Consider the following 26,561-nt stretch of genomic DNA (forward strand, 5'->3'; position numbering starts at 1 on the left):
AGCGCTTGTTGATACTTGTCGGAGAGCGTGAACGCATTCATCCAACGACTATAGCGGCATTCCCCCCGTCGTGCAATTGGCGTCACACCTGCCTCCGGGCGGCCTCGGGCGCCGCTCGCACCAGGAAAAACGGCAGCCTCGGGGGCCGCCGTTTTTTCATCCCGCCGGCACGCGAATGTGATGCGGCGCTAACTTGCCAGACTTACTTTTCACGCTTACTTTTCACGCTTACTCGCCGCGCCTACCTGTCCCGTTGCACCGAGCGGGCCGGATTCGCCCTGCCGCGCATCGCCTGATAGCCCCAGAACACATAGCCCGACAGGCCATACAGCACAAACAGGCCGAACAGCATCAGCGGCGGATCGGACGACACCAGCACAAACGCGACCACCACCAGCAGAATCACGCCGAACGGCACGCGATGGCGCACGTCGAGCGCCTTGCCGCTGTAAAACGGCGCGTTCGACACCATCGTCACACCGGCGTAGATGGTCAGCACGAAAGCAACCCACGGCAGCCACACCAGCTTGAGCGGCACGCGGTTGTCGGTGGCGAGCCACACGAAACCGGCGATCAGCGCCGCCGCTGCCGGACTCGGCATGCCCTGGAAGAAGCGCTTGTCGACCACGCCGATGTTCGTATTGAAGCGCGCAAGACGCAACGCCGCGCCCGAACAGTAGACGAACGCCGCGAGCCAGCCCCAGCGGCCGAGATCCTTCAGGACCCACTCGTACATCACGAGCGCCGGCGCCACGCCGAACGACACCATGTCCGACAGGCTGTCGAACTGTTCGCCGAAGGCGCTCTGCGTATGCGTCATGCGGGCGACGCGGCCGTCCATGCCGTCGAGCACCATGGCGACGAAGATCGCGATGGCCGCGACTTCGAAGCGCACGTTCATTGCCTGCACCACGGCGAAGAAGCCGCAGAAGAGCGCCGCGGTGGTGAACGCGTTCGGCAGCAGATAAATGCCGCGCTTTCTCAGGAATTGCTGACGCTGCGCGCGCCGGCTGTCGACTGCGGACGGCTCCGCCACGATCGGCTTGTTGCGGCGAAACGGACGCGGCAGCGGTCCATTGTTGCGGGGTCGACGCGGTTTGAATGCGGCCATCGGAAAACCTCCTTTGTGCCGCTTTATAGTTCAGCGAGGATCGTGGACGACGCGGAAACCTTCTCGCCGATCGACACGCGCGGACGGCTGCCCGCCGGCAGATACACGTCGACGCGCGAGCCAAACCGGATGAATCCATAACGTTGACCACGCGTGAGCGGCTCACCTGCCCGAACGTAGCAAAGAATTCGCCGCGCGATCAGACCGGCGATCTGCACCGAGGTCACCGTCTGGCCGCCGGCCATTTCGATCACCACCGCGTTGCGCTCGTTTTCGAGCGAAGCCTTGTCCACCGCTGCGTTCAGATACGCGCCCGGGAAATATTCGACCTTGGAGATCGCACCATCCACCGGCGAGCGTTGCGAGTGGACGTTGAAGACGTTCATGAACACGCTGATCTTCAGCGCTTCACGGTTGGCATACGGATCATGCGCTGTTTCGACTGCGACGATGCGGCCGTCGGCCGGGCATAGCACGGCGTTCGCCTGAGTCGGAATCGGGCGTGCCGGATCGCGGAAGAACTGCACCACGAAGATCAGGATCAGCCAGAACAGCCATGCAAAGCCGAACCCCGCGAAGGCATGGACCAGTAATGCTACGACGGCCGCGATGGCGATGAACGGCCAGCCTTCTCGCGCGATGATCGGATGAGGGTAATTCATGGATGGCTTCTGTATTTTTGTAAAACCGTAGGATAGCAAAAGCCGCCCAGGGTTCAGCACCCTTGGACGGCTTTTTGACCTGTCCGCCTGCGCGGCAGTGCGCCGCGCCGGACAAAAGCAGAGACTGGCTTAGTTCTTCGACTGATCGACCAGCTTGTTCTTCGCGATCCACGGCATCATCGCGCGCAGCTTCGAACCGACCTGTTCGATCTGGTGCTCGGCCGTCAGACGGCGGCGCGATTGCAGCGTCGGTGCGCCAGCCTTGTTTTCGAGGATGAAGCTCTTTGCGTACTCGCCGGTCTGAATGTCCGTCAGCACAGCCTTCATTGCCTTCTTCGTTTCAGCCGTCACGATACGCGGACCCGTCACGTACTCGCCGTATTCGGCGTTGTTCGAGATCGAGTAGTTCATGTTCGCGATGCCGCCTTCGTAGATCAGGTCGACGATCAGCTTCAGTTCGTGCAGACACTCGAAGTACGCCATTTCCGGTGCGTAGCCTGCTTCCACCAGCGTTTCGAAGCCGGCCTTGATCAGGTCGACCGTACCGCCGCACAGCACGGCTTGTTCGCCGAACAGGTCGGTTTCGGTTTCTTCGCGGAAGTTCGTTTCGATGATGCCGGCACGGCCGCCGCCGTTCGCTGCCGCGTACGACAAAGCGATGTCACGTGCTGCGCCCGACTTGTCTTGCGCCACGGCGATCAGGTGCGGCACGCCGCCACCTTGCGAGTAGGTGCCGCGAACCGTGTGGCCCGGCGCCTTCGGCGCGATCATGATGACGTCCAGATCGGCGCGCGGGATCACCTGGCCGTAGTGAACGTTGAAGCCGTGTGCGAATGCGAGCGCAGCGCCTTGCTTGATGTTGGCGTGGACTTCCTTCGCGTACACGTCGGCGATCTGCTCGTCCGGCAGCAGCATCATCACGACGTCCGCGCCCTTGACGGCTTCCGCCACTTCCTTGACTTGCAGGCCGGCGTTCTCAGCCTTGCTCCACGATGCGCCGCCCTTGCGCAGACCGACCGTCACCTTCACGCCGCTTTCGCTCAGGTTCAGTGCGTGCGCATGGCCTTGCGAACCATAGCCGATGATGGTGACTTGCTTGCCCTTGATGAGGGAGAGGTCGGCGTCCTTGTCGTAGAAAACTTTCATGTCGGTTCCTTGGCTAAATTCGATGATTCAGTGAAATTCAAATACTGCGAATGTTGTGTTGCTTGGCCGGGTTCTTGAAGGCATGCCCGGCTTCGATCGAGACGGTATTGAACTGCGCGCGCGTCAGACCTTCAAAATACGCTCGCCGCGGCCGATACCCGAACAGCCCGTGCGGACCGTTTCGAGAATCGCGGTGGCGTCGAGCCCTTCGATGAAGGCATCGAGCTTGTCGCTCGCGCCCGTCAGTTCGATTGTGTAGGTCTTTTCGGTGACGTCGATGATGCGGCCGCGGAAAATATCCGACATCCGCTTCATCTCCTCACGTTCCTTGCCGACCGCCCTCACCTTGATCAACATCAGCTCGCGCTCGATGTGGGCGCCCTCGGTAAGGTCGACCACTTTCACCACCTCGATCAGGCGGTTCAGATGCTTCGTGATCTGTTCGATCACGTCGTCCGAGCCAATGGAGACGATGGTCATGCGCGACAGCGAACGGTCTTCGGTCGGAGCCACCGTCAAGGTTTCAATGTTGTAGCCGCGTGCCGAGAAGAGACCAACCACGCGTGACAACGCGCCTGGTTCGTTTTCCAGCAGGACGGAAATGATGTGTCTCATGTTTCGCTTCTTCCAGATGTCGATGTATCGATGTATGCGGGCCGGTTCGCGCCGCTTCGTCCGCTGTGGCCCTTTGTGAAGGCGCGCGCGACGAAGCCGGCGTCAGAAACGGTCGTTATAGATCTTCCGAACCCATGAGCATCTCGGTGATGCCCTTGCCGGCCTGAACCATCGGCCAGACGTTTTCGGTCGGATCGGTCTGGAAGTCGAGAAACACCGTGCGATCTTTCAGGCGCAGCGCTTCTTTGAGCGCCGGCTCGACGTCCGCCGTGCGTTCGATACGCATGCCGACATGGCCGTACGCTTCCGCGAGCTTCACGAAATCCGGCAGCGCATCCATGTACGAATGCGAATAGCGCTTGCTGTATTCGATCTGCTGCCACTGGCGCACCATGCCCAGATAGCGGTTGTTCAGCGAAATGATCTTGATCGGCGTCTCGTACTGCTTGCAGGTCGACAGTTCCTGAATGCACATCTGGATCGAGCCTTCGCCCGTGATACAGAGCACGTCGTCGTCCGGGTGCGCCATCTTCACGCCCATCGCCGCCGGCAGGCCGAAGCCCATCGTGCCGAGGCCGCCGGAATTGATCCAGCGGCGCGGCTTGTTGAAGCGATAGAACTGCGCCGCCCACATCTGGTGCTGGCCAACGTCGGAACACACAAAGGCATTACCGTCGGTCAACTCCCACGCCTTTTCCACCACGTACTGCGGCTTGATGATCTCGCTCTTGCGGTCGAACTTCAGGCAGTCTTTCGCGCGCCAGACTTCGATGTCCTTCCACCAGTCGGCGAGCGCCGCGGTGTCCGGGCCATGCTCGGCCGTTTGCAGCTGCTCGATCAGTTCCTTCAGCACTTCCTTCACGTCGCCGACGATCGGAATGTCGACCTTGACGCGCTTGGAGATGGAAGACGGATCGATGTCGATGTGAATGATCTTGCGCGGACGCGACGCGAAGTGTGCCGGGTCGCCGATCACGCGGTCGTCGAAGCGTGCGCCGATCGCGATCAGCACATCGCAGTGCTGCATCGCCATGTTGGCTTCGTACGTACCGTGCATGCCGAGCATGCCGAGGAATTTCTTGTCGCTCGCGCGGTAGCCGCCCAGACCCATCAGCGTATTGGTGACGGGATAGCCGAGCAGATCGGCGAACTGGTTCAGCTCACGCGATGCGTCCGCGAGGATGATGCCGCCGCCGGTGTAGATGTACGGGCGCCTGGCCGACAGCAGCAAGGCAACCGCCTTGCGGATCTGGCCGGAGTGGCCCTTCGTGACCGGATTGTACGAGCGCAGCGAGACCGACTTGAGCGGTTCGTACTGGCAAGGCGCTTTCGACACGTCTTTCGGAATGTCGATCAGCACCGGGCCGGGACGACCGGTACGGGCGATGTAGAACGCTTTCTTGACGGTGGCGGCGAGGTCGCGCACGTCCTTCACGAGGAAGTTGTGCTTCACGCAGGGACGCGTAATGCCGACCGTATCGCACTCCTGGAACGCATCCTGGCCGATCGCGGCAGTCGGCACCTGGCCGCTGATCACCACCATCGGGATCGAATCCATGTAGGCGGTGGCGATGCCGGTCACCGCATTGGTGACGCCCGGGCCGGAGGTCACGAGGCACACGCCGACCTTGCCGGTGGAACGCGCGTAGGCGTCGGCGGCATGGACTGCAGCCTGTTCGTGGCGCACGAGGATGTGCTGGAATTTGTCCTGCTTGTACAGCTCGTCGTAAATGTAGAGTACCGAGCCGCCGGGATAGCCCCAGATAAACTCGACGTCTTCGTCGGCCAGTGCCTTCATGAGCACGGTGGCGCCGATAGAGTCAGCTTCGGGAGGGGTGGTCGTATCCGACGTGGAGAATTCCGCGCTGGGCATATTCATTATTCACCTTTCGAATTTTCGGCAAAAAATTGATCGGGTGCTCTCTGCCGGGCTTGTGGCTCGGGTTCAAGCGGCGCGTCCAGTTGACAGGTGAGCTTCTTGGGCCACACCTCAATTGAGACAAGTCACTTATGTTGCGAACCAGCGACGATATCTGCAGATTCCCGCGCGGTCAAGCAAATATTGCCGCGGCACCCTGCCCCTCTATCTCTGGATTGACCGAAAAATGACCGAAAGCTTGTTATAGAGATGCAAGGTAGGGTACGTTTCGCCCCAGCGGCGCAAAAGTTTGTTAGCATCCGCGAGTTTTACGACATTTTTCGACCGATTACGCGCACGCTCGCTGCGCCGACCCCCCAAACGGATGGCATCAGACAAGGAACTCGCCGATTTTCTGGCGGGCGTCGAAAGGCGCGCATTCAAGCAGACGGTCTACGCCGTGCGGGACGACGACGCCGCGCTCGACATCGTGCAGGACGCGATGATCAAGCTCGCCGAAAAATACGGCGACCGCCCGGCCGCCGAACTGCCGCTTTTGTTTCAGCGTATTCTCCAGAATGCGATGCACGACTATTTTCGTCGGCAGAAAGTGCGCAATACTTGGGTCAGTCTGTTTTCGTCGCTCGGCAACCCCGACGACGACGAATTCGACCCGCTCGAAACATTCGAAGCCCAGCAAGGCTCGGCGGGCGCCGAGAGCAACGAGCAGAAACTCGAACGCGAACAGGTCTTGCAGTTAATCGACAACGAGATCCAAAAGTTACCGGCACGTCAACGGGAGGCGTTTCTCATGCGTTATTGGGAAGATATGGATGTCGCCGAGACTGCCGCCGCGATGGGCTGCTCCGAAGGCAGTGTGAAAACGCACTGCTCCCGGGCCACCCACACGCTGGCGCAAGCGCTCAAGGCTAAAGGAATTACGCTATGAGCTCCCTCGAAACAAAAGAACTCGAGTTCGCCCGCCAGGTGCGCCGCGCGCTCGACGAAAACGCCGCCAGCATTCCGTCCGCCGCCGTCGATCGACTCGCCGCAGCGCGCCGTGCTGCGCTTGCCCGCAAGAAACCCGAAACCGTGAGCGCGCCGGTGTTCGTACCCGCGTTCGCCGGCGCCGGCATGCCGGCCGGTATGCCGCAACTCGAAGCGCCGCAGCGCCGCCGCTCGCCGCTGCGCCGGTTTGCACTCGCGTGGCCGCTCGCGGCGCTCGTCGTGAGCCTCGTGGCGATTGCCTACTGGGAAGACCAGCAGCGCACCGCCGAACTCGCCGACATCGATGCCGCCATGCTAAGCGACGATCTGCCGCTCAATGCCTATCTCGACCACGGTTTCAACGCGTACCTATCGCGCGCGCACTGATCGGGAGATTCTTCGGGTGAGTTACAAGCGCGGCTTGGCCGTTGTTTTCGGATGTGCAATCGCGGCCCTGGTGTCGTTCGCCGCAACCTATCCGCGCTTTTATCCGAGCCCGTCGACCGCCAGCGCACCTGCCGCCGGCGGGGGGACCGCCAAGGCGCCCGCCCCGACCCTCGCCGTCGAACTGCCCAGCTTGCCGGGCGACAACAGCCCGATGGCATGGGCGCGCCTCACCAACGCCGAGCGCGTGGCGCTGGCGCCGTTCGCCGGCCAATGGGATTCCTTCAGCGACGAACGTAAGCGCAAATGGATCAAGATCGCGTCGCGTTACTCGAAGTTATCTCCCGATGCGCAAAAACGCCTGCATGACCGGATGGCTGAATGGGTCCGCATGACGCCCGATCAGCGGCGCGTCGCACGCGAAAACTACCAGGTTTCGAAGGAATTGCCGCGAGAAACCCGCCAGAACGCATGGAAGGCCTATCAGCAACTGCCCGAAGAACAGAAGGAGCGGCTCGCCGCCAGCGAGCGCAAGCGGCGGCCCAGCGTAGTCAGCGCGCCGCCGTCGGGCAGAAGCGAAATCAAGGGGCTCGACCGCCTGGTCAATGCGCGTGAGCATGGCGCGAGCAGTGCCGTCGCGGTGAGCGCCGCGGCCGGCGCGCCGTTGCCGAGCCGGGACCTGCCGGCCGTTCCCACCGCAGGCAGCTTCGTACCCGCCACGCCGGTGCCGGTTTCGCCGTCCGAGGCACCGTCGATCTTCAACGGCTCCTGATTCGGCCCCAACCCCGACACCCGTGCCCCAGCCGCTCACGACCTCAGCGCCGCCCGCCGGCGCCTCCGTCACCGCGCCCACCGTGCGCCGGCGCCTCGCCGCGCTGCTTTATGAAGCCGTGATCCTGTTCGGCGTCGTGTTTATCGCCGGTTATCTGTTCAGCACGTTGACGCAGCAACGCAACGGCCTGACCCATCACAACCTTCTCGCGGGATGGATCGGCCTTGTGGTCGGGCTGTACTTTGTCTGGTTCTGGACCCACGGCGGGCAGACCCTGCCGATGAAAACCTGGCACCTGCGCGTCGCCGCCGCTGACGGGGCGCCGCTCTCCACCGGCCGCGCGATCGTCCGTTACGTGCTGGCCTGGCTGTGGTTTTTGCCGCCGCTCGTGTTGCATCCGCTATTGGGGCTCGCCGTGCCGCAGACGCTCGCGATCGCCGCGCTCTGGTTCGCGCTGTGGGCCGCGACCGGCCGGTTCGATCCGCAGCGCCAATTCCTACACGACCGTCTCGCCGGAACACGCGTGATCAGCGTCGCGCGCTGAGGGGGCCGGGCCGCATTGCCGTCCGCGGCGCGGCGTGCTCCCTTTCGCTTGCTCCCCGCCGCTCTGCTGCCTTTTCCCCGCCAACAGCCTGCGTAACATCTCTCTCCGCGCCTCTCTGTCGGGCTGACCGGCGCTCGACAGTAATAAGAACTTCTTGTGACTGTCACGACGCAGTCACGCGCGGCTGGCGCAATACGGGCACCGCAACTCGACGCGTGAGCCATGGACCCCAAAACGTCCGCGACTTCCCTGTTCCGCCAGACCGCCCCGAGCGTCGACCCCGTCGCGTTCCGCCCGGAACCCAACCAGAGTCAGGGACGGCCCTTGCCGGCGCCGTCGCTGCCGCTCGACCCGCGCGCCGGCCATCACGACGACGAGCACGCCGAAACGCACCGCTACCGCACCATCTGGCTATCCGACATCCACCTGGGATCGAGCGGCTGCCAGGCGCCCTATCTGCTCGACTTCCTGCGTCACAACGAGTCTGAGTATCTGTACCTCGTCGGCGACATCATCGACGGCTGGCAGCTGAAGAAAGGCTGGTACTGGCCGCAGGCGCACAACGACGTCGTGCAGAAGGTGCTGCGCAAAGCCCGCAAAGGCACCCAGGTCGTCTACGTGCCCGGCAACCACGACGAAGCCGCGCGCCAGTTCTGCGACCTCGCGTTCGGCGACATCCACGTGCGCGGCGAGGCGTTCCACACGACGCTCGCCGGCAAACGCCTGTGGATCGTGCACGGCGACCTGTTCGACGGCGTGATCCAGCACGCCAAGTGGCTCGCCTATCTCGGCGACACGCTCTACACGATGATCCTGATCCTGAACCGCTGGTTCAACCGGATCCGCAGCCGGCTCGGCTTTCCGTACTGGTCGCTGTCGCAATACCTGAAGCATCAGGTGAAGAACGCGGTAAATTTCATCTCGTCGTTCGAACGCGTGATGACTGACGAAGCGCGCCGCCGAGGCTGCGACGGCGTGGTCTGCGGGCACATCCACAAAGCCGAGATCCGCGAGATCGACGGTGTGCTCTATTGCAACGATGGCGACTGGGTCGAGAGCCTGTCGGCGCTCGTCGAAACATACGAAGGCGAAGTCAAAGTGATCTACTGGACCGTGATGCGCGCGCCGGAAGCCGGCGTGCAAAAAGCCCGGGCGACCGCGTAGTCCCTCTCCACTTCTATTGGGCCGAAATCGATGAAGATCATGATCGTCACCGACGCATGGGAACCGCAGGTCAATGGCGTCGTGCGCACGCTGAAAAACACCACGCGCGAACTCACCGCGCTCGGCCACCACGTCGATCTGCTGACGCCGCTCGAATTCAGGACGATCGCTTGCCCGACCTATCCTGAGATCCGCCTGTCGCTGCTGCCGCGCCGCAAGCTGCGCCAGCGGATCGACGCGTTCGCCCCCGACGCGCTGCACATCGCCACCGAAGGCCCGCTCGGCATGGCCGCGCGCGCCTATGCGATCCAGCACAAGCTGCCGTTCACGACCGCCTATCACACGCGCTTTCCCGAGTACGTGCAGGCGCGCTTCGGCATTCCGCTGGCCGCGACCTACAAGTTTCTGCACTGGTTCCACAAGCCGTCGCTGGCGGTGATGGCGCCGACGCCCGTGGTCAAGAGCGACCTCGAGAAGTACGGCTTCACGAACGTCGTGCTGTGGACGCGCGGCGTCGACCTCGACATCTTTCACCAGATGGACTCGAAGGTGCTCAACACGGCGCGGCCGATCTTCCTGTACGTGGGACGCGTGGCCGTCGAGAAGAACGTCGAGGCATTTCTGAAGCTCGATCTGCCCGGCTCGAAGTGGGTCGCGGGCGAAGGCCCCGCGCTCGCCGAACTGAAGTCGCGCTATCCGCAAGCGAATTACCTCGGCGTGCTCACGCAGGCCGAGCTGGCCAAGGTCTATGCAGCCGCCGACGTGTTCGTGTTCCCGAGCCGCACCGATACCTTCGGCCTCGTGCTGCTCGAAGCGCTGGCCTGCGGCACGCCGGTCGCGGCTTACCCGGTGACCGGCCCGATCGACGTACTGGGCGACGGCGGCGCGGGCGCGATGCACGAAGACCTGCGCGAAGCCTGCCTCGAAGCGTTGAGGATCGAGCGCAACCACGCGCGCGCGTGGGCCGAGCGCTTCTCATGGGCGGCCGCGTCCGAGCAGTTCGCGGCGCATCTGAAGCCGCTGCCGCGCCCGTCGTACGGCGAGGAAAGCGCCGCCGCATGACGCGGCGTGCCGAGCCGCTTATGCGAACCAGACACTCCACCGTGGCGCGCATGGCGAACGGCGCGTTGCACGCCGTGCGTGACGACCCAAATACGGACGCAAATACGGACACAAATACCGACGCCGACACCGACGCGGCCAGCATCGAACCGTTCGACGACGTGCGCGAACGCGATGAGCCGCACGCAGTGAATCACGCGAACCGCGCCATCGGCGCAAACCGCACAGGCGGTATGAGCGGCGCCAGCGAGACACACCGCACTGACAGCGCTCACCGCGCCGACAGCACCAGCGGCATGAGCGGCGCGAGCGAAACCCACCACGAGCCGCTCAGTCCCGACGATCCGCTCGCGCCGCTGCCCTTCAATCCCTACAAGGGCAATCGCGGCCTGACCCGCGCATGGCACGCGATGAAAAATTCGCTGGCCGGGTTTCGCGTCGCGATCCGCGAGGAAAGCGCGTTCCGCCAGGAATTGACGCTCGCCGCGATCCTGCTTCCGTGCGGCGTGCTGGTGCCGGTCGATCCCGTGTCGCGTGTGTTGTTGCTCGGCTCGGTGCTGCTGGTGCTGATCGTCGAGTTGCTGAATTCGAGCGTCGAAGCGGCCATCGACCGCATTTCTCTCGAACGCCACGAACTGTCGCGGCGCGCGAAGGATCTCGGCAGCGCCGCGGTGATGGTCGCGCTCGGCATGTGCGTGATGACGTGGGGGTTGATCGTCGGGCCGCTCGTCGTGCATTGGGTCAAGGCATGGCTGTAAGACCGGTGCTGCGCGATGGCCCAACGTCCCAAAGAATGAAAACCCTGAGTATCCGTTTGGTATTAGAACGCTCGGTTTATAATCGTCCGATAGTCTCACTAGAAAACGCTGGGCCGCCCCAAGTTTTCCGCCCCGCAGGAAGTCCCCCGCCCCGAAGGAAGTCCCCTTGGTGGATTGGGGGATTGCCCTCTCGGGGGGCCTGTCGCGCAGCGACAGGTTTGGGGGCGCTCAACTATACCAACCACGTCCGGATGGATCACGCTAGAGCGGCACGCCGCCACGCATCCAGGCCGGCGTAACCAGGGCCGGACGACATGGAAGCCAAACCTCCCCGCCGCACCCGCGAACGGATACTCGAACTGTCGTTGAAACTGTTCAACGAAATCGGCGAGCCGAACGTCACCACGACGACGATCGCCGAGGAAATGGAAATCAGTCCAGGCAACCTGTACTACCACTTCCGCAACAAAGACGACATCATCAACAGCATCTTCAGTCAGTTCGAGCAGGAGATCGAAAAGCGTCTGCGTTTCCCCGACGACCACCGCGCGACCATCGACGAAATGTGGTCGTACCTGCAGTACATGGTCGATTTCACCTGGCGCTATCGCTTCCTGTATCGTGATCTGAACGACCTGCTGGCGCGCAACCGCACGCTCGAAACACACTTCAAGCAGATCATCAGCCACAAGGTGCGCTTTGCGAGCCAGTTCTGCGAGCAACTCGTGGCCGACGGCGAAATGGTCGCCACACCCGAAGAACTGCACGTGATCGCGACCAACATCGGTGTGATCGCAACTTACTGGCTGTCGTATCAGTTCGTGATGAACCCGCGCAAGTACAACGAGCAGGAAGCGATTCGCGCGGAACTGCATCAGGTGAGCGTGCAGATCGTTTCGCTGATGGCGCCTTATCTGCGCGGCCGCTCGCGGCAGATTTTCGACGACCTCGTGTCGGGCAAACTGCCCAAGCGCGAGTTCTACGATTACCTGCCGCCCAAGGAAGGCGCCGCGCCCCGTAACGAACCGAAGGACGTTTGAGCATGAAGTCGGTGTGTGTGTATTGCGGCTCCTCCGACGGAGTCAAACCGCTGTATGCCGAAGCCGCGCGCGCGTTCGGCCGGGCGCTGGTCGAAGCCGATCTCGCGCTGGTGTACGGCGGCGGCAAGGTGGGCCTGATGGGCGTGATTGCCGATACGGTGATGGCCGAAGGCGGCCGCGCGATCGGCGTGATTCCCGAGCTGCTGGTCAACAAGGAAGTCGGCCATAACGGCCTGACCGAACTGCATGTGGTGCCCGACATGCATCAGCGCAAGAAGATGATGGCCGACCTGTCCGACGCGTTCGTCGCGCTGCCGGGCGGCGCGGGCACGCTCGAAGAGCTGTTCGAGGTCTACACGTGGGCGCAGCTGGGCTATCACCAGAAGCCGGTGGCACTGCTGAATATCGACGGCTTCTACGATCCGCTGATCAATCTGCTCCAGCACACGGTGGACGAAGGCTTCATGCGGCAGACCTACTTCGACATCCTGCAAATCGATGCCGATCATGTCGCGCTGATCGGCAAGCTGCAGCGCTATCAGCCGCCGGCCCGCGACAAATGGGCCATCAAACGCGAAGCGGTTTGATGGCCACGGCCCGCGTTGCGGGCGCCGAATAGTCCGCGCGTTCTGCACGGGCTGCGTTCACACGATGAGGTCGCGATGACGAAAGCCGTTCTGATCACCGGTGGCAGCCGCGGCATTGGCCGCGCAACCGCGCGCTTGCTGGGCGCGCGCGGCTGGTCGGTCGGCGTGAACTATGCGCATAACCTCGCGGCCGCGCAGGAAACCGCCGCGGAAGTGGAGCGCGCAGGCGGCCGCGCACTGCCGATCGCCGGCGATGTCGCCGACGAAGCCGATGTGATCGCGATGTTCGATGCCGTCGAGCGGACCTTCGGCCGGCTCGACGCGCTCGTCAACAATGCCGGCATCGTCGCGCCGTCGATGCAGCTCGCCGATATGGAGCTGGCGCGTCTGAAGCGCCTGTTCGACGTCAATGTGCTCGGCGCCTATCTGTGCGCGCGCGAAGCCGCGCGCCGGATGTCGAAAGACCGCGGCGGCGCGGGCGGCGTGATCGTGAATATCTCGTCGGCGGCGGCACGTTTGGGCTCGCCGAACGAATACGTCGATTACGCGGGCTCGAAAGGCGCCGTCGACACGATGACGATCGGCCTCGCCAAAGAACTCGGCCCGCAGGGCGTACGCGTGAATGCCGTGCGTCCCGGCCTGATCGACACCGAAATCCACGCGAGCGGCGGCAAGCCTGATCGCGCCGCCCAACTCGGCGCGCAAACGCCGCTCGGCCGTCCCGGCAGTGCCGATGAAGTCGCCGAGACGATCGTCTGGTTGCTGAGCGATGCCGCCTCATACGTAACGGGCGCGCTGCTCGACGTCACCGGCGGACGCTGAGCGCCATCTTCCTCACCACGTCTCCTCTGAGCCACGGGCCCGGGCCATTTCCGCGGCCACACCTCCCTTCTCAAGTACGAATTCCCGTCGATCCGACGTGGAATCGGCTCCATTTGTTCGAAAACGCCCCATACCTTCACTTTTTCCGTAATCGACCGTAATAAACTGGGACTACAATCGCGGCGGAACCTATTCCGCCGCATGCGGCGCACCACAGTCAAAGCGTAAGTTCGCGGCCCACGCCGCCGCGTTCGGTGACCAGAGATTCTTCATGCACGAAAACCCATCCGCGCGCTGGCGCACGGGGCACGCCTCAGCCGCGCCGTCGGCGCCGGCAGGGGCTGCCGACACTGCGCCGGAGCGCACGCACGCTGCTTCGGCGTCCGTCGCCGACAGCGACGCGGGCTCGTTGGACCGCGCCGCTGCGGCAACGGCGACTGCGACCGCCGCGCCCGCGGAACCGGCGGCCCCCGCGAGCCCCGCCGAGCGCATCTCGCGCGGCGCCCAGCGCCTGCGCGCGCTCACCGCGACCCGGCCGTTGATGCGGCTCGCCGCGCTCGCGATCCTGTGCGCATGGCTCCTGCCCGGCATCTTGGGCCATGAGCCGTGGAAACAGGACGAGACTTACACGTTCGGGATCATCCAGCACATGCTCGACACCGGCGATCTGATCGTGCCGACCAACGCCGGCCAGCCTTTCGTCGAAAAGCCGCCGATCTACGACTGGGTCGCCGCGGGACTCGCCTGGCTGTTCGGCCGCTACCTGCCGTTGCACGATGCGGCGCGCCTCGCGAGCGCGCTGTTCGCCGGATTGACCGTCTACTACACCGCGCGCGTCGCCCGCCGCGCGGTCGCCGCGTCGCGCTGGCTCGATGTGCGCGTGATCGGCACGCTCGCGTTGTTCGCGAGCACGCTCGTCGTCATCAAACACGTGCACGACATGATGACCGACGTCGCGCTGATGGCCGGCGCCGCGCTCGGGTTCTGCGGCCTGTTCGAGCTGGTGCTGCTGCATCTGCGCGATGAAGCCCGGCTGCTGCCGGTCGACGAACGCCGCCGGCGCCACGCCATGCTGAGTGCCGCAGCGATGTTCGGCGCCGGTGTCGGCGTGTCGCTGCTGGCCAAGGGACTGTTCGTGCCGCTGGTGTTCGGCGCGACCACCATTGCGGTGCTGGTGCTCTATCCCGCCTGCCGCAACCGCAGCTTCGCAGGCGCGCTCGGCATAGCCGCCCTCGTCTGCGCGCCGTTCGCGCTGATCTGGCCGATCTGCCTCTATCTGCGCTCCGAAGCGCTCTTCAGGATCTGGCTGTGGGACAACAACATCGGCCGCTTCTTCGGCTTTTCGGTAGCGGAACTCGGCTCCGAAAACGAGAGCCATCTGTTCGTGCTGCGCACTGTGCTGAGCGTCGGCTTTCCAGTCGTGCCGCTTGCATTGACTGCGCTTGCGGGTGGTGCGTGGCGCCGCTGGCGCGATCCGCGCGTCGCGCTGCCCGTGATCTTCGCGGGCACCGGCTTTGCGGTGCTGCAAAATTCGGCGACGATTCGTGAACTGTACATCCTGCCGTTCATCGCGCCGCTTGCGCTGCTGGCGATGCAGGGTATCGAAAAGCTTCCGCAGCGTCTGCACACAGGCTGGGACATGGTAAGCCGCGTGCTGTTCGGCAGTGTGGCGGCGCTTGCGTGGATCGTCTGGTCGATCATGAGCCGCCCTGTCGATGCCCACGGATCGCTGCACCGGCTTGGCCGCTGGTTGCCGCTCGACTGGGTGATGCCGGTCAAACCCGGCCTGATCGCGGCCGGCCTGCTGCTGACCCTCGGTTGGCTGTGGCTGCTGCCGGTGTTCAAGTACACCGGCAAATGGCGCGGCGCGCTGAGCTGGTGCGCGGGCGCGATCGTCGCATGGGGGCTGGTGAGCACGCTGCTGCTGCCGTGGCTCGACTATGGGAAGAGTTATCGTTCGGTGTTCGAAAGCCTTGGCGCCCGCATGAATATCAAATGGAACGACGGCGATTGCATGGCCAGTCACGGCCTGGGCGAATCGGAAGCGCCGATGCTGTACTACTACACCGGCATCGAGCATCAGCCGACGACGAATACCGAAACGACGGCATGCACCTGGCTGATCGAGCAGAGCCGCCGCAACGATGCCCGCACGCCGCCGGGCGATTGGCGCCTGTTCTGGTCAGGCGCGCGTCCGGGCGACAACGACGAACTGCTGCGTGTGTTCGTGCGGACGCCGGCGCCGGTCGCACGGGGCAACTCAAGCGCTTCGCCGGCGCAGCGATAAGCCATGGGCCAAATCGGCTCAGAACGAGGAACCGGGTTCTTGCAGGAAGGCGATTTCTTCGGCGGTCGAAGGCCGTGCAAGTATCGCGTTGCGATGTGGAAAACGTCCGAAGCGTTCGATGACTTGCGCGTGTCTGAGCGCGGATGAGTAGTAGGACTCGCCGCCTGGTTCGGTGGCGAGCTGCTTGAACAGACGCAGCGATTCGTGCTGGCTGGCGAGGGTTTCGTCGTGTTCGAACGGCAGATAGGCGAATGCGCGGTGATGCACGGTCGGCAGTAAGCGGTCGGCGCCGGTTGCGATCATGTGTTGCGCGGCGCGCAGCGCCTTTAGATCGGCGGCGAAAGCGCGAGGCGTGTTGCGGTGACAGTTGCGGGAGAATTGATCGAGGATGATGATCAACGCCACTGCGCCGAGGGGAGTTTCTTTCCAGCTGTCGAGGACGTCCTGATCGCGGGCTGCGTCGATCAGTTTGCCGAAGCGTTCCAGCAGCATCGCGTCGAACGCTTTATCGCGGGAAAACCACCGCTTGTGCGCCTCGCCGAAGGTAGGCGAGTTCGGCGCGCCGAACCAGCAGTCCAATGCTGCGCGGGCTTGCGGATCGAGCGCGGCGTAGTCCGCCGCGGTTGCGTAGGTTTTCATTTGCAGGGGCCCCGGTTTTTATAACCTGAACTTCCCCACCATCAACTTCAACCCTCGCGCCTGATCGTCCAGCGACCGGGCAGCCGCAGTAGCCTGCTCCACCAGCGCCGCATTCTGCTGCGTACCAGAATCCATCTGCGTAACCGCAAGGTTGATCTCTTCGATCCCGGCGCTCTGCTCGGCAGAAGCGGCCGAAATCTCCCCCATGATATCGGTGACGCGCTTCACGGCTTTGACAACTTCGTCCATCGTCTGCCCGGCGTCCTGGGCCAAAGTCGACCCGTTACTCACCCGCTCGACCGAGGTATTGATCAGCCCCTTGATCTCCTTGGCGGCCGCCGCGCTGCGCTGCGCCAGATTCCGCACTTCGGCGGCGACCACGGAAAACCCGCGTCCCTCTTCACCCGCCCGCGCAGCCTCGACCGCCGCGTTCAACGCCAGAATATTGGTCTGAAACGCAATCCCCTCGATCACGCCAATGATGTCGCCAATACTCCGCGCGCTATCGTTGATCTGATTCATCGTGACGACCACGCGGCTCACCACCGCGCCGCCCTTCTCCGCAATCTCGGAAGCGTTATCGGCGAGCGTGCTCGCCTGCTTCGCATTGTCGGCGTTCTGCCGCACCGTCGACGTCAACTGCTCCATGCTGCTCGCGGTCCGTTCGAGCGCCATCGCCTGTTGCTCGGTGCGCTGCGACAAGTCGAGGTTGCCCATCGAAATCTCGCCCGACGCAGTCGCAATCGCATCGGCGCTCGCGGCAATATCGGAGACGGTGGTCGAGAGGCCGCTCTGCATGTCGTGCAGTGCATGCAGCATGCTCGACTTGTCCTTGCGGCCCAGCACGATCTGATTCGACAGATCGCCCGCCGCGATCCGGCTGGCAATCTCCTTCGCGTATCCGGGCTCGCCGCCGAGCTGCGCGCCAAGGCGCCGCACCACCCATTCGCTGATGCCGAACGCCAGCACGATCAGCGCAATCGTCATGACCGCGATCATCACGAACGACGAGTGGTAGATAAAACCGGACGCCTCGATGGTGGCCTTCGCCGCCGTGCCGCGCTGCGCGACGAGTTCGTCGACGAGTTTTTCGAGCTTGCCGGTTTCGACCAGCAACGACACGTCCTGCGTGCCGACCTGCCAGTTCATCTGCGACAGATCGAGCGGCTGCGCTTTCACCAGCGTCACGAAATCGCGCAGATGGGCGCTCCACGTCGCGACGGCCGCGGCGAATTTCTTCTGCTGATCGACGGCCGTGGCGTCGGAAGCGTCGACGTACTGTTGCAGCGTGCCGAGTTGCGCGGCAAGACCGCTCAGGCCCTTGTCGATGTCGGCGCCGAGTTCGTCGCGCTCCTTCGCGGTGGTCGCGGTCAGCAGCATTTTTTGCGCGCGGCTCGCGCGCAGCATGTAGCCGCGCGCCTCTTCGGCGGCGCGGCTGGCGACGTGCCCCTGGTCGTAGATCGACTGCGCGGAACCGTTCAGCCGGCTGATCTGGGCCAGCGAGAACACGCCGATCGCGAGCGTGCCGATCAGCAACACGGCAAACGCGAGGCGCAACGTCGCCTTCACCGACAGGCCCTTGAGCCGTACGGCACGCGCCCGGCCACCCTGCCCACGCGATTGCGGCTTGCCCGCCGCTTCTCCCTCCGGTACGAACCCCGCGCCCGTCTGGCCACTCAGCGAAACTGCTTTCATATTCCTCGTCCCCACGTGTCGAACTGCCGGAAAGGTCGGTTCCGGCATTGCTTCTTATCTCTCCGGGTCTACGGCATGAACGTCTGCGATCTTTAGCGCCGCTCGCCTTCATGCCAACTGCGTGTCACCCGGTCCTCGACGCGCCGCCTCGTAAGCCACGCGCCCGCGACCGTTTTATACATGGCCAAAAATACCCAGGCCGTATTTTCAGGACGACTTGCCAGCCGCGCCGACGCGTGGCAGGACATTCGCCCACAAGCACCGCTGTGGTGCCGCTCACTCCCAATCCCGGCGAATTGACGACACCCAAAGTGTCTGATTCACGACAAAACTTGTCCTTACAATTCGTGCGAGCCACATTAAACTTGGACGAATAGCTGTTTACGCCGGACGCCGCGTCGAAATGCCGCGGCCTCAAAACCAGCAATGACGACGCACCGGCAGCCTTGATTCGTCCGCCATCCCTTTTCATCTCTCTCATCCAGCCTATGGAAACAAGCCTCGAAAAAAGAAGCGCTCTCGCCGGCGCGTCAGCCGGCGCCGCCAGTTCCGGCCACACCGCCGCCGCGCAGCCAGCCGCCAAGGTCCAGCGCACGGTCTATTCCGTGCTCGGTGCGATCAGCTTTTCGCACCTGCTCAACGACATGATCCAGTCGCTGATTCTGGCCATCTACCCGATGCTGAAAGACAACTTTGCTTTGTCCTTCGGCCAGATCGGCCTGATTACGCTGACTTACCAGATCACCGCGTCTTTGCTGCAACCGCTCGTCGGCATCTATACCGACAAGCATCCGAAGCCGTATTCGCTGCCGGTCGGCATGGGTTTCACGCTCGCCGGCCTGCTGCTGATGTCGGTCGCGCCGAACTTCGGCGTGCTGCTGGTCGCGGCGGCGCTGGTGGGCTGCGGCTCGTCGGTGTTCCATCCGGAGTCGTCGCGGGTGGCGCGGATGGCCTCGGGCGGCCGTCACGGTCTCGCGCAATCCCTGTTCCAGGTGGGCGGCAATGCGGGCTCGTCGCTCGGGCCGCTGCTCGCCGCATTGATCGTGATTCCGCACGGCCAGCGCAGCATTGCGTGGTTTTCGGTGGCGGCGCTGGTCGCGATCGTCGTGCTCACGCAGATCGGCCGCTGGTACAAGCAGCATCCGTCGGTCAGGAAGGCGCGCAGCCAGGCCGGCCACGCGACGCTGTCGCGCAACAAGGTCATGTTCGCGATGGGCATTCTGATCCTGCTGGTGTTCTCGAAGTACTTCTACCTCGCCAGCATCAACAGCTACTTCACCTTCTATCTGATCGACAGGTTCCATCTGCCGGTGCAGGCCGCGCAGGTCCATCTGTTCGTGTTCCTCGCGGCGGTGGCGGCGGGCACGGTGATCGGCGGTCCGGTCGGCGACAAGATCGGCCGCAAGTATGTGATCTGGGTGTCGATTCTCGGCATCGCGCCGTTCACGCTGCTGCTGCCGTACGCCAACCTGTTCTGGACCGGCGTGCTGACCGTGATCATCGGCGTGGTGCTGGCCTCGGCGTTCTCGGCAATTCTGGTCTACGCGCAGGAACTGATCCCCGGCAAGGTGGGGATGGTCGCGGGCCTGTTCTTCGGTTTCGCGTTCGGCCTGGGCGGAATCGGCGCAGCCGTGCTCGGCCAGTTGGCCGACGTCACCAGCATCGCTTATGTGTACAAGGTCTGTTCGTTCCTGCCGCTGATCGGCGTGTTGACGGTGTTTCTGCCGGATCTCGAAGGCAAGCGCGCGAAAGCGTGACGGGCCGCTTCATCTGCGCCGCATCACCCGGGCGTATGACCCGCCCGCCGCCCGCCGCTCTCCGCTCTCCGCTCTCCGCTCTCCGCTCTCCGCTCTCCGCTCTCCGATCTCCGCTCTCCGCTCTCGCAGCAGAAGGATCGCCGCCGATGCCAAGCTACCGCGACTTCCGCCGCCGTTCGATCGAGAACCCCGAAGACTTCTGGCGCGACCAGGCGCAGCGGATTCATTGGGAGACGCGCGCGCCGGCATCGTGCCGCGTGATGGCGCGTGATGGCGTGACACGCGCACGCCGACGCTCAATCCGCGCGACGCGCCTCCAGAAAGCGCCGCAGGATCGCATTCGAATACGTCCCGGCGATCTCCGTCAGAAACGACACGAACGACTGCGGCGCATGATCGTCCGCGGTATCGGAAATGGTCCGCACGATCGCGCACGGCACGCCGTATTCGTGGCAGACCTGCGCGATCGCCGCGCCTTCCATCTCAACGGCCAGCGCATCGGGCAACGCATCGCGCAAGGCCTTGAGGGCCACCGCGCTGGCGACGAACTGATCGCCGCTGATGATCAGCCCGCGATGCACCCGCGGTTCGCGCGTGCCAAAGCGCGCCGCCGACGCCGCGCCTTCTTCGGCGACAAAGCGCTCGCACGCGGCAGCGAGTTGCGCGGCGAGCGCCGCATCGGCGGCAAAACGGGACATGCCGAGCAGAGGCACTTCAAAGCGCGGAAACAGCGGTGTTGCGTCGAGATCGTGCTGCAGCAGCGCATTCGCGACGACGATATCGCCGATCCGCACTTCGGTCCCTACGCCGCCCGCGACGCCCGTGAACACGACCGCCTCGACATCGAACTCATGTATCAGCGCGCTGACGGTTGCCGCCGCCGCAACCTTGCCGACCCGCGCGAGCGTCACGACGCACGGCGCGCCGTGCACGGTGCCGAGGTGATAGTCGCGCTGGCCGTGCGTGATGGTGCGCACCCCGGATTCGCCGCGCATCGCTTCGATCAGATCGCCCAATTCCTGCGGCAGAGCCGCGAGAATGCCGAGCGGACGGTGCGCAACAGGAGCGCCGCTATGGGCGGTATTGACGTCGGTATTCACACCAGCTGAACTCATTCCACCGCCTGCAGTTTGGCGACCGCGAGCGCCAGCCACTTCTCGCCGTGCCGCTTGAATTTGACTTGCGCCTTGGCGTCGGTGCCGCCGCCTTCGAGCGCGGTGATCGTGCCTTCGCCGAACTTCGTGTGAAACACCTGCTGGCCGACGCGAAAACCGGTTTCCGCGGCGCGCTGTTCGTTGGCAAAGGCCGGCAGCGGCGCCGAGGTCGACGTCGACGACCCGCCCGTATAGCCCTGCTGACGATCCGGCCGCGCGAACCAGTCGCGCCCATAACCGGCGTTATCCGACCGGCCGCCCCAACGCGCGCCCGCCTCGACCTTCGGCGTGAGCCACTTGAGGGTTTCCTGCGGCAGTTCGTCGAAGAAGCGCGAGCGAATGTTGTAGCGCGTCTGGCCGTGCAGCATCCGGCTCTGCGCGAACGACAGATACAAACGCTCCTTGGCCCGCGTGATCGCCACGTACATCAGACGGCGCTCTTCCTCCAGACCGTCCGATTCCATCGCGCTGTTCTCGTGCGGGAACAACCCCTCTTCGAGACCGGTGATGAACACCGCGGTGAATTCCAGGCCCTTGGCCGCGTGCACCGTCATCAGCTGCACGGCTTCCTGACCGGCTTGCGCCTGGTTGTCGCCCGCTTCGAGCGAGGCGTGCGACAAAAATCCGGCGAGCGGCGTCATCGTGTCCGGGTTTTGCGCCGGATCGGCCATGCCGGGCGCATCCAGCACGACGGTATTCGGATCGTCGGTGGCGACCGCCAGTTCCGGCGCCGCGGTGGCGCCCGGGCGCAACGGGATCGAACGCGCCGGCGTATCGATGCCGTAGCCTTCTTCGCTGACGAACGCAGCGGCCGCGTTGACCAGTTCCTGCAAGTTCTCCAGCCGGTCCTGGCCTTCGCGCTCGTTCTGATAGAACTCCGCGAGCCCGCTCGTGCGGACCACGTATTCGACCGTTTCCGGCAGGCTCATCTGCTGCGTTTCCGCGCGCATCTTGCCGATCAGGTTCGCGAAACCGGCGAGGCTCGAACCCGCCTTGCCCGCGACATATGGAATCGCCGCGGCCATCGAGCAGTTGTAGGGACGCGCCGCGTCCGCGAGTTGCTCGATCGACCGCGCGCCAATGCCGCGCGTGGGGAAATTGACGACGCGCGCGAACGCGGTGTCGTCGTTCGGATTGTCGATCAGGCGCAGATATGCGAGCGCGTGCTTGACTTCCTGACGCTCGAAAAAGCGCAGACCGCCGTACACGCGATACGCGATGCCCGCATTTACCAGCGTGTGTTCGATCGTGCGCGACTGCGCGTTGCTGCGGTACAGGATCGCGATTTCGCTGCGCGACGTGCCCGTGCTGATCAGCGCCTTGATTTCCTCGACGATCCAGCCGGCTTCCTGCGAATCGGTGGCGGATTCATAGACGCGCACCGGTTCGCCGTGACCGGCATCGGTACGCAGATTCTTGCCCAGACGGCGCGAGTTGTTGGCGATCAGCTGATTGGCCGCATCGAGAATATGGCCATGCGAGCGGTAGTTCTGCTCGAGCTTGATCAGATGGCGGACCTTGAACTCGTGTTCGAAGTCGCGCATGTTGCCGACGTTCGCGCCGCGGAATGCGTAGATCGACTGATCGTCGTCGCCGACCGCGAAGATCGAATTCGTCTGTCCCGCAAGCAGCTTGAGCCACGCGTATTGCAGCTTGTTGGTGTCCTGGAACTCGTCGACCAGAATGTGGCGGAAGCGCGCCTGATAGTGGGCGCGCAGCGGCGGGTTGTGCGCGAGCAGCTCATAGCAGCGCAGCAGCAGCTCCGGAAAATCGACGACGCCTTCGCGCTGGCATTGCTGGTCGTAGGCTTCGTAGAGTTCGACGAATTTGCGGTTGAAGTTGTCGGTGGCGTCGACGTCTTTCGGACGCAGGCCTTGTTCCTTGGCGTTGTTGATGAAGTACTGGAGATTTTTCGCCGGGTACTTTTCGTCGTCGATGTTGAGGCCCTTCATCAAACGCTTGATCGCGGAGAGCTGGTCCGCGGTATCGAGAATCTGGAAGGTGGCCGGCAAGCCGGCGTCGCGATGATGTGCGCGCAGCATGCGGTTGCACAGACCGTGGAAGGTGCCGATCCACATGCCTCGTGTGTCGATCGGCAGGAGCGCCGAGAGGCGCGACATCATTTCGCGGGCGGCTTTGTTCGTGAAAGTCACCGCCAGGATGGTCGCGGGCGATGCTAGCCCATGCTGGATGAGCCACGCGATGCGCGTGATCAGGACACGGGTTTTGCCGCTGCCCGCGCCGGCGAGGATGAGCGCCGGCTCGTTTGGGAGCGTGACCGCGGCGTGTTGTTCGGGGTTTAGATTGGCTAGCAGATCGGGCATTTTTCTGGAGGGACGGCAAGTGCGTTCGACATTATATGCCCCTGGGCGGCTGGGGTTTTTTTGGTTCTTCTGCCGGTTCTTCCGCCTTGCGCGGCGGCATGGCGGTTCGCTCGCGAAGCCGGACTTTGTGCTCATTTTCCTTGCGCGGCGGCCTTCTTTCTGTGCGCCGCAGGCAAAACCGCATTGCCGCCGCCCAACGCAAAAAATCCAGCCAAAAGCCGGCGTCGCGGTCGCCTGCCTACCCCGCCGCTTATAATCGAGCATTCTTTGCATCTTTCAGCAGATCGACAAATGAGCGAGACCCCGAGCGACACCACCTCCATGCTTGCCAAAAGCTTCGAGCCCCACACCATCGAAGCCCACTGGGGCCCCGAATGGGAAAAGCGCGCCTACGCGGCGCCCTCCTTCAACGAGAACAAGAAAAACTTCTCGATTCAACTGCCGCCGCCGAACGTCACGGGCACCCTTCACATGGGCCATGCGTTCAATCAGACGATCATGGACGGCCTCACCCGCTATCACCGCATGCTCGGCGAAAACACCCTGTGGGTGCCGGGCACGGACCATGCGGGCATCGCCACGCAAATCGTGGTCGAGCGCCAACTTGACGCCCAGGGCATTTCGCGCCACGACCTCGGCCGCGAAAAATTCACCGAACGCGTCTGGGACTGGAAGCAGCAATCCGGCTCGACCATCACGAATCAGGTGCGCCGCCTCGGTGCGTCGATCGACTGGTCGCGCGAATACTTCACGATGGACGACAAAATGTCGGCCGCCGTGCGCGACGTCTTCGTACGCCTGTATGAGCAGGGTCTGATCTATCGCGGCAAACGCCTCGTGAACTGGGACCCGGTGCTGCTCACCGCCGTCTCGGACCTCGAAGTGGTCAGCGAAGAAGAAAACGGCCACCTCTGGCATATCCACTACCCGCTCGCGGACGGCTCCGGCCATCTGACGGTCGCCACCACGCGGCCGGAAACCATGCTCGGCGACACCGCCGCCATGGTCCATCCGGAAGACGAACGCTACGCGCACCTGATCGGCAAAACGATCAGGCTGCCGCTCACCGGCCGCGAAATCCCGATCATCGCCGACGACTACGTCGACCGCGAATTCGGCACCGGCGTCGTGAAAGTCACGCCCGCGCACGACTTCAACGACTATCAGGTCGGCCTGCGCCACAAGCTGCCGCAAATCGAAATCCTCACGCTCGACGCGAAGATCAACGACAACGCGCCGGAAAAATACCGCGGTCTGGACCGTTTCGAAGCGCGCAAGCAAGTCGTGGCCGACCTCGAAGCGCTCGGCCTGCTCGAGTCGGTCAAGCCGCACAAGCTGATGGTGCCGCGCGGCGACCGCACCGGCGTCGTGATCGAGCCGATGCTCACGGACCAATGGTTCGTCGCGATGAGCAAGCCGGCGCCGGAAGGCACCTTCAATCCGGGCAAGTCGATCGCGGAAACGGCATTGGACGTGGTCCGCAGCGGCGAAATCAAATTCGTGCCGGAAAACTGGACCACGACCTACTATCAATGGCTCGAAAACATCCAGGACTGGTGCATCTCGCGCCAGCTCTGGTGGGGCCATCAGATCCCGGCGTGGTACGGCGAAAACGGTGAAATCTTCGTTGCCAAAACGGAAGAGGACGTCCGCGCCAAGGCCGCCGCGGCCGGCTACACGGGCGCCTTGAAGCGCGACGAAGACGTGCTCGACACGTGGTTCTCCTCGGCGCTGGTGCCGTTCTCGTCGCTCGGCTGGCCGAACGAGACGAAGGAGCTGAAGCACTTCCTGCCGTCGTCGGTGCTGGTCACGGGCTTCGACATCATCTTTTTCTGGGTCGCGCGCATGGTCATGATGACCACGCACTTCACCGGCAAGGTGCCGTTCGATACGGTCTACGTGCACGGCCTCGTGCGCGACGCCGAAGGCCAGAAGATGTCGAAGAGCAAGGGCAATACGCTCGACCCGATCGATATCGTCGACGGCATCGATCTCGACTCGCTGGTCGCCAAGCGCACCACCGGTCTGATGAATCCGAAGCAGGCCGCGTCGATCGAAAAGAAAACCCGCAAGGAATTCCCGGACGGCATTCCGGCCTTCGGCACCGACGCGCTGCGCTTCACGATGGCGTCGATGGCCACGCTCGGCCGCAACGTCAACTTCGATCTGGCGCGCTGCGAAGGCTATCGCAACTTCTGCAACAAGCTGTGGAATGCCACGCGCTTCGTGCTGATGAACTGCGAAGGCCACGACTGCGGTTTCGGCAAGCCGGAGCAATGCGGCGAATGCGGCCCGGACGGCCACCTGAATTTCTCGTCGGCCGACCGCTGGATCGTCTCGCACCTGCAACGCGTGGAAGCGGAAGTCGCCAAGGGTTTCGCCGACTATCGCTTCGACAATGTGGCCAACGCCCTATACAAGTTCGTGTGGGACGAATACTGTGACTGGTACCTTGAACTCGCCAAGGTGCAGATCCAGACGGGTCAGCCGAACCAGCAGCGCGCCACGCGCCGCACGCTGCTGCGCGTGCTCGAAGCCGTATTGCGCCTCGCGCATCCGGTGATTCCGTTCATCACCGAGGCGTTGTGGCAAAAAGTAGCGCCGCTGGCCGATCGTTATCCGCAGGGCAAGGCGGAGGGCGAAGCGTCCATCATGGTTCAGCCCTACCCCGTTGCGGAGCCGTCGAAGCTCGACGAGAACGCGGAGCAATGGGTGGCGGACCTGAAGGCAGTCATCGATGCGTGCCGGAATCTGCGCGGCGAGATGAATCTGTCGCCGGCGACCAAGGTGCCGCTGCTCGCGACCGGCAACGCCGAGCGCTTGCGCACCTTCGCGCCGTACGCTCAGGCGCTGGCCCGTTTGTCGGAAGTGCAGATCATCGCCGACGAGGCGACGCTGGATGCGCAGGCGGATGGCGCGCCAATTGCTATCGTAGGGAGCGACAAGCTGGTGTTGAAGGTGGAGATCGACGTGGCCGTCGAGCGCGAGCGTCTGTCGAAGGAGATTGCGCGGCTTGCCACGGAAGTCACCAAATGCAATGCCAAATTGCAAAATGAAAGCTTTGTAGCAAAGGCGCCGCCCGCAGTCGTTGAGCAGGAGCAGAAAAGGCTGGCAGAATATGCAACCACTATCGGCAAGCTGAAAGCTCAACTGGCGCGCTTGCCGGCATGATCGAAGGCTTCGTGTCCGCCCC

At 63.6% G+C, this 26,561-nt stretch carries 22 protein-coding genes and 1 pseudogene; 14 read left to right on the forward strand and 9 right to left on the reverse strand.

Going from position 1 to position 26,561, the window contains the following annotated elements:
- Positions 1 to 241 precede the first annotated feature (241 nt).
- The 5 genes from pssA to AC07WT_RS15075 all read right to left on the reverse strand — a co-directional run bounded on the left by pssA (position 242) and on the right by AC07WT_RS15075 (position 5,413).
- Positions 242 to 1,111: a CDP-diacylglycerol--serine O-phosphatidyltransferase gene (gene pssA / locus AC07WT_RS15055; protein ID WP_494947605.1), complete on the reverse strand. Its 870-nt coding sequence runs from the start codon at positions 1,109 to 1,111 to the stop codon at positions 242 to 244.
- Positions 1,112 to 1,134: 23 nt separating this feature from the next.
- Positions 1,135 to 1,773: a phosphatidylserine decarboxylase gene (locus AC07WT_RS15060; protein ID WP_492595068.1), complete on the reverse strand. Its 639-nt coding sequence runs from the start codon at positions 1,771 to 1,773 to the stop codon at positions 1,135 to 1,137.
- Between the two features lie 129 nt (positions 1,774 to 1,902).
- Complete coding sequence (gene ilvC / locus AC07WT_RS15065; RefSeq protein ID WP_492595067.1) at positions 1,903 to 2,919, reverse strand: ketol-acid reductoisomerase; 1,017 nt, start codon at positions 2,917 to 2,919, stop codon at positions 1,903 to 1,905.
- A 123-nt stretch (positions 2,920 to 3,042) separates the two neighbouring features.
- Positions 3,043 to 3,534, reverse strand: a complete 492-nt coding sequence (gene ilvN / locus AC07WT_RS15070) for an acetolactate synthase small subunit (RefSeq protein ID WP_492595066.1) — start codon at positions 3,532 to 3,534, stop codon at positions 3,043 to 3,045.
- 115 nt (positions 3,535 to 3,649) lie between these two features.
- Positions 3,650 to 5,413, reverse strand: a complete 1,764-nt coding sequence (locus tag AC07WT_RS15075) for an acetolactate synthase 3 catalytic subunit (RefSeq protein ID WP_492595065.1) — start codon at positions 5,411 to 5,413, stop codon at positions 3,650 to 3,652.
- 364 nt (positions 5,414 to 5,777) lie between these two features.
- On the opposite strand from AC07WT_RS15075, the gene AC07WT_RS15080 reads away from it, so the two are divergent.
- The 11 genes from AC07WT_RS15080 (at position 5,778) to AC07WT_RS15130 (ending at position 15,799) form a co-directional block, all read left to right on the forward strand.
- Positions 5,778 to 6,341, forward strand: a complete 564-nt coding sequence (locus AC07WT_RS15080) for an RNA polymerase sigma factor (protein WP_492595064.1) — start codon at positions 5,778 to 5,780, stop codon at positions 6,339 to 6,341.
- Positions 6,338 to 6,766 (forward strand): DUF3619 family protein, encoded by a 429-nt coding sequence (locus AC07WT_RS15085; RefSeq protein WP_492595063.1) that lies wholly within the window; start codon positions 6,338 to 6,340, stop codon positions 6,764 to 6,766. The genes AC07WT_RS15080 and AC07WT_RS15085 overlap by 4 nt, the downstream gene beginning before the upstream one ends.
- A 16-nt stretch (positions 6,767 to 6,782) precedes the next feature.
- A complete protein-coding gene (locus AC07WT_RS15090) occupies positions 6,783 to 7,535 on the forward strand; it encodes a DUF3106 domain-containing protein (RefSeq protein WP_494947606.1) in 753 nt (250 codons plus the stop codon).
- A 22-nt stretch (positions 7,536 to 7,557) separates the two neighbouring features.
- Positions 7,558 to 8,079, forward strand: coding sequence for an RDD family protein (locus AC07WT_RS15095; protein ID WP_494947607.1), 522 nt, complete (start codon positions 7,558 to 7,560; stop codon positions 8,077 to 8,079).
- Between the two features lie 222 nt (positions 8,080 to 8,301).
- Entirely contained in the window at positions 8,302 to 9,243 is a 942-nt protein-coding gene (locus AC07WT_RS15100; protein ID WP_492595060.1) for a UDP-2,3-diacylglucosamine diphosphatase, read from the forward strand.
- A gap of 30 nt (positions 9,244 to 9,273) precedes the next feature.
- Complete coding sequence (locus AC07WT_RS15105) at positions 9,274 to 10,305, forward strand: glycosyltransferase family 4 protein (protein ID WP_492595059.1); 1,032 nt, start codon at positions 9,274 to 9,276, stop codon at positions 10,303 to 10,305.
- A 20-nt stretch (positions 10,306 to 10,325) separates the two neighbouring features.
- Positions 10,326 to 11,063 (forward strand): diacylglycerol kinase, encoded by a 738-nt coding sequence (locus AC07WT_RS15110; protein WP_494947608.1) that lies wholly within the window; start codon positions 10,326 to 10,328, stop codon positions 11,061 to 11,063.
- Between the two features lie 314 nt (positions 11,064 to 11,377).
- On the forward strand, positions 11,378 to 12,103 hold the full coding sequence (locus AC07WT_RS15115) for a TetR/AcrR family transcriptional regulator (RefSeq protein ID WP_492590827.1): 726 nt from the start codon (positions 11,378 to 11,380) through the stop codon (positions 12,101 to 12,103).
- Between the two features lie 2 nt (positions 12,104 to 12,105).
- Positions 12,106 to 12,690 carry an LOG family protein gene (locus AC07WT_RS15120; RefSeq protein WP_492590828.1) on the forward strand — a complete coding sequence of 195 codons (585 nt, stop codon included), beginning with the start codon at positions 12,106 to 12,108 and terminating at the stop codon, positions 12,688 to 12,690.
- 75 nt (positions 12,691 to 12,765) lie between these two features.
- A complete protein-coding gene (locus AC07WT_RS15125; protein ID WP_494947609.1) occupies positions 12,766 to 13,512 on the forward strand; it encodes an SDR family oxidoreductase in 747 nt (248 codons plus the stop codon).
- 271 nt (positions 13,513 to 13,783) lie between these two features.
- Entirely contained in the window at positions 13,784 to 15,799 is a 2,016-nt protein-coding gene (locus AC07WT_RS15130; protein WP_494947610.1) for an ArnT family glycosyltransferase, read from the forward strand.
- A gap of 18 nt (positions 15,800 to 15,817) precedes the next feature.
- On the opposite strand, the gene AC07WT_RS15135 is transcribed toward AC07WT_RS15130, so the two are convergent.
- Positions 15,818 to 16,438: a DUF924 family protein gene (locus tag AC07WT_RS15135; protein WP_494947611.1), complete on the reverse strand. Its 621-nt coding sequence runs from the start codon at positions 16,436 to 16,438 to the stop codon at positions 15,818 to 15,820.
- Positions 16,439 to 16,456: 18 nt separating this feature from the next.
- Positions 16,457 to 18,133 carry a methyl-accepting chemotaxis protein gene (locus tag AC07WT_RS15140; RefSeq protein ID WP_494947612.1) on the reverse strand — a complete coding sequence of 559 codons (1,677 nt, stop codon included), beginning with the start codon at positions 18,131 to 18,133 and terminating at the stop codon, positions 16,457 to 16,459.
- 488 nt (positions 18,134 to 18,621) lie between these two features.
- On the opposite strand from AC07WT_RS15140, the gene AC07WT_RS15145 reads away from it, so the two are divergent.
- Together AC07WT_RS15145 and AC07WT_RS15150 are read left to right on the forward strand one after the other, a co-directional pair.
- Positions 18,622 to 19,890: an MFS transporter gene (locus tag AC07WT_RS15145; RefSeq protein WP_492590833.1), complete on the forward strand. Its 1,269-nt coding sequence runs from the start codon at positions 18,622 to 18,624 to the stop codon at positions 19,888 to 19,890.
- A gap of 146 nt (positions 19,891 to 20,036) precedes the next feature.
- Positions 20,037 to 20,126 (forward strand): annotated as a pseudogene (locus AC07WT_RS15150) (acetyl-coenzyme A synthetase N-terminal domain-containing protein); the annotation flags it as partial.
- Between the two features lie 60 nt (positions 20,127 to 20,186).
- Here AC07WT_RS15150 and AC07WT_RS15155 read toward each other — a convergent pair.
- Both AC07WT_RS15155 and AC07WT_RS15160 read right to left on the reverse strand, forming a co-directional pair.
- On the reverse strand, positions 20,187 to 21,005 hold the full coding sequence (locus AC07WT_RS15155; RefSeq protein ID WP_494947613.1) for a 5'-methylthioadenosine/adenosylhomocysteine nucleosidase: 819 nt from the start codon (positions 21,003 to 21,005) through the stop codon (positions 20,187 to 20,189).
- Positions 21,002 to 23,368 carry a UvrD-helicase domain-containing protein gene (locus AC07WT_RS15160; protein ID WP_492590835.1) on the reverse strand — a complete coding sequence of 789 codons (2,367 nt, stop codon included), beginning with the start codon at positions 23,366 to 23,368 and terminating at the stop codon, positions 21,002 to 21,004. The genes AC07WT_RS15155 and AC07WT_RS15160 overlap by 4 nt, the downstream gene beginning before the upstream one ends.
- A gap of 291 nt (positions 23,369 to 23,659) precedes the next feature.
- On the opposite strand from AC07WT_RS15160, the gene AC07WT_RS15165 reads away from it, so the two are divergent.
- Positions 23,660 to 26,539: a valine--tRNA ligase gene (locus tag AC07WT_RS15165; RefSeq protein ID WP_494947614.1), complete on the forward strand. Its 2,880-nt coding sequence runs from the start codon at positions 23,660 to 23,662 to the stop codon at positions 26,537 to 26,539.
- Positions 26,540 to 26,561: the final 22 nt, after the last annotated feature.

Source organism: Paraburkholderia sp. GW821-FHT02A12 (assembly GCF_059422005.1).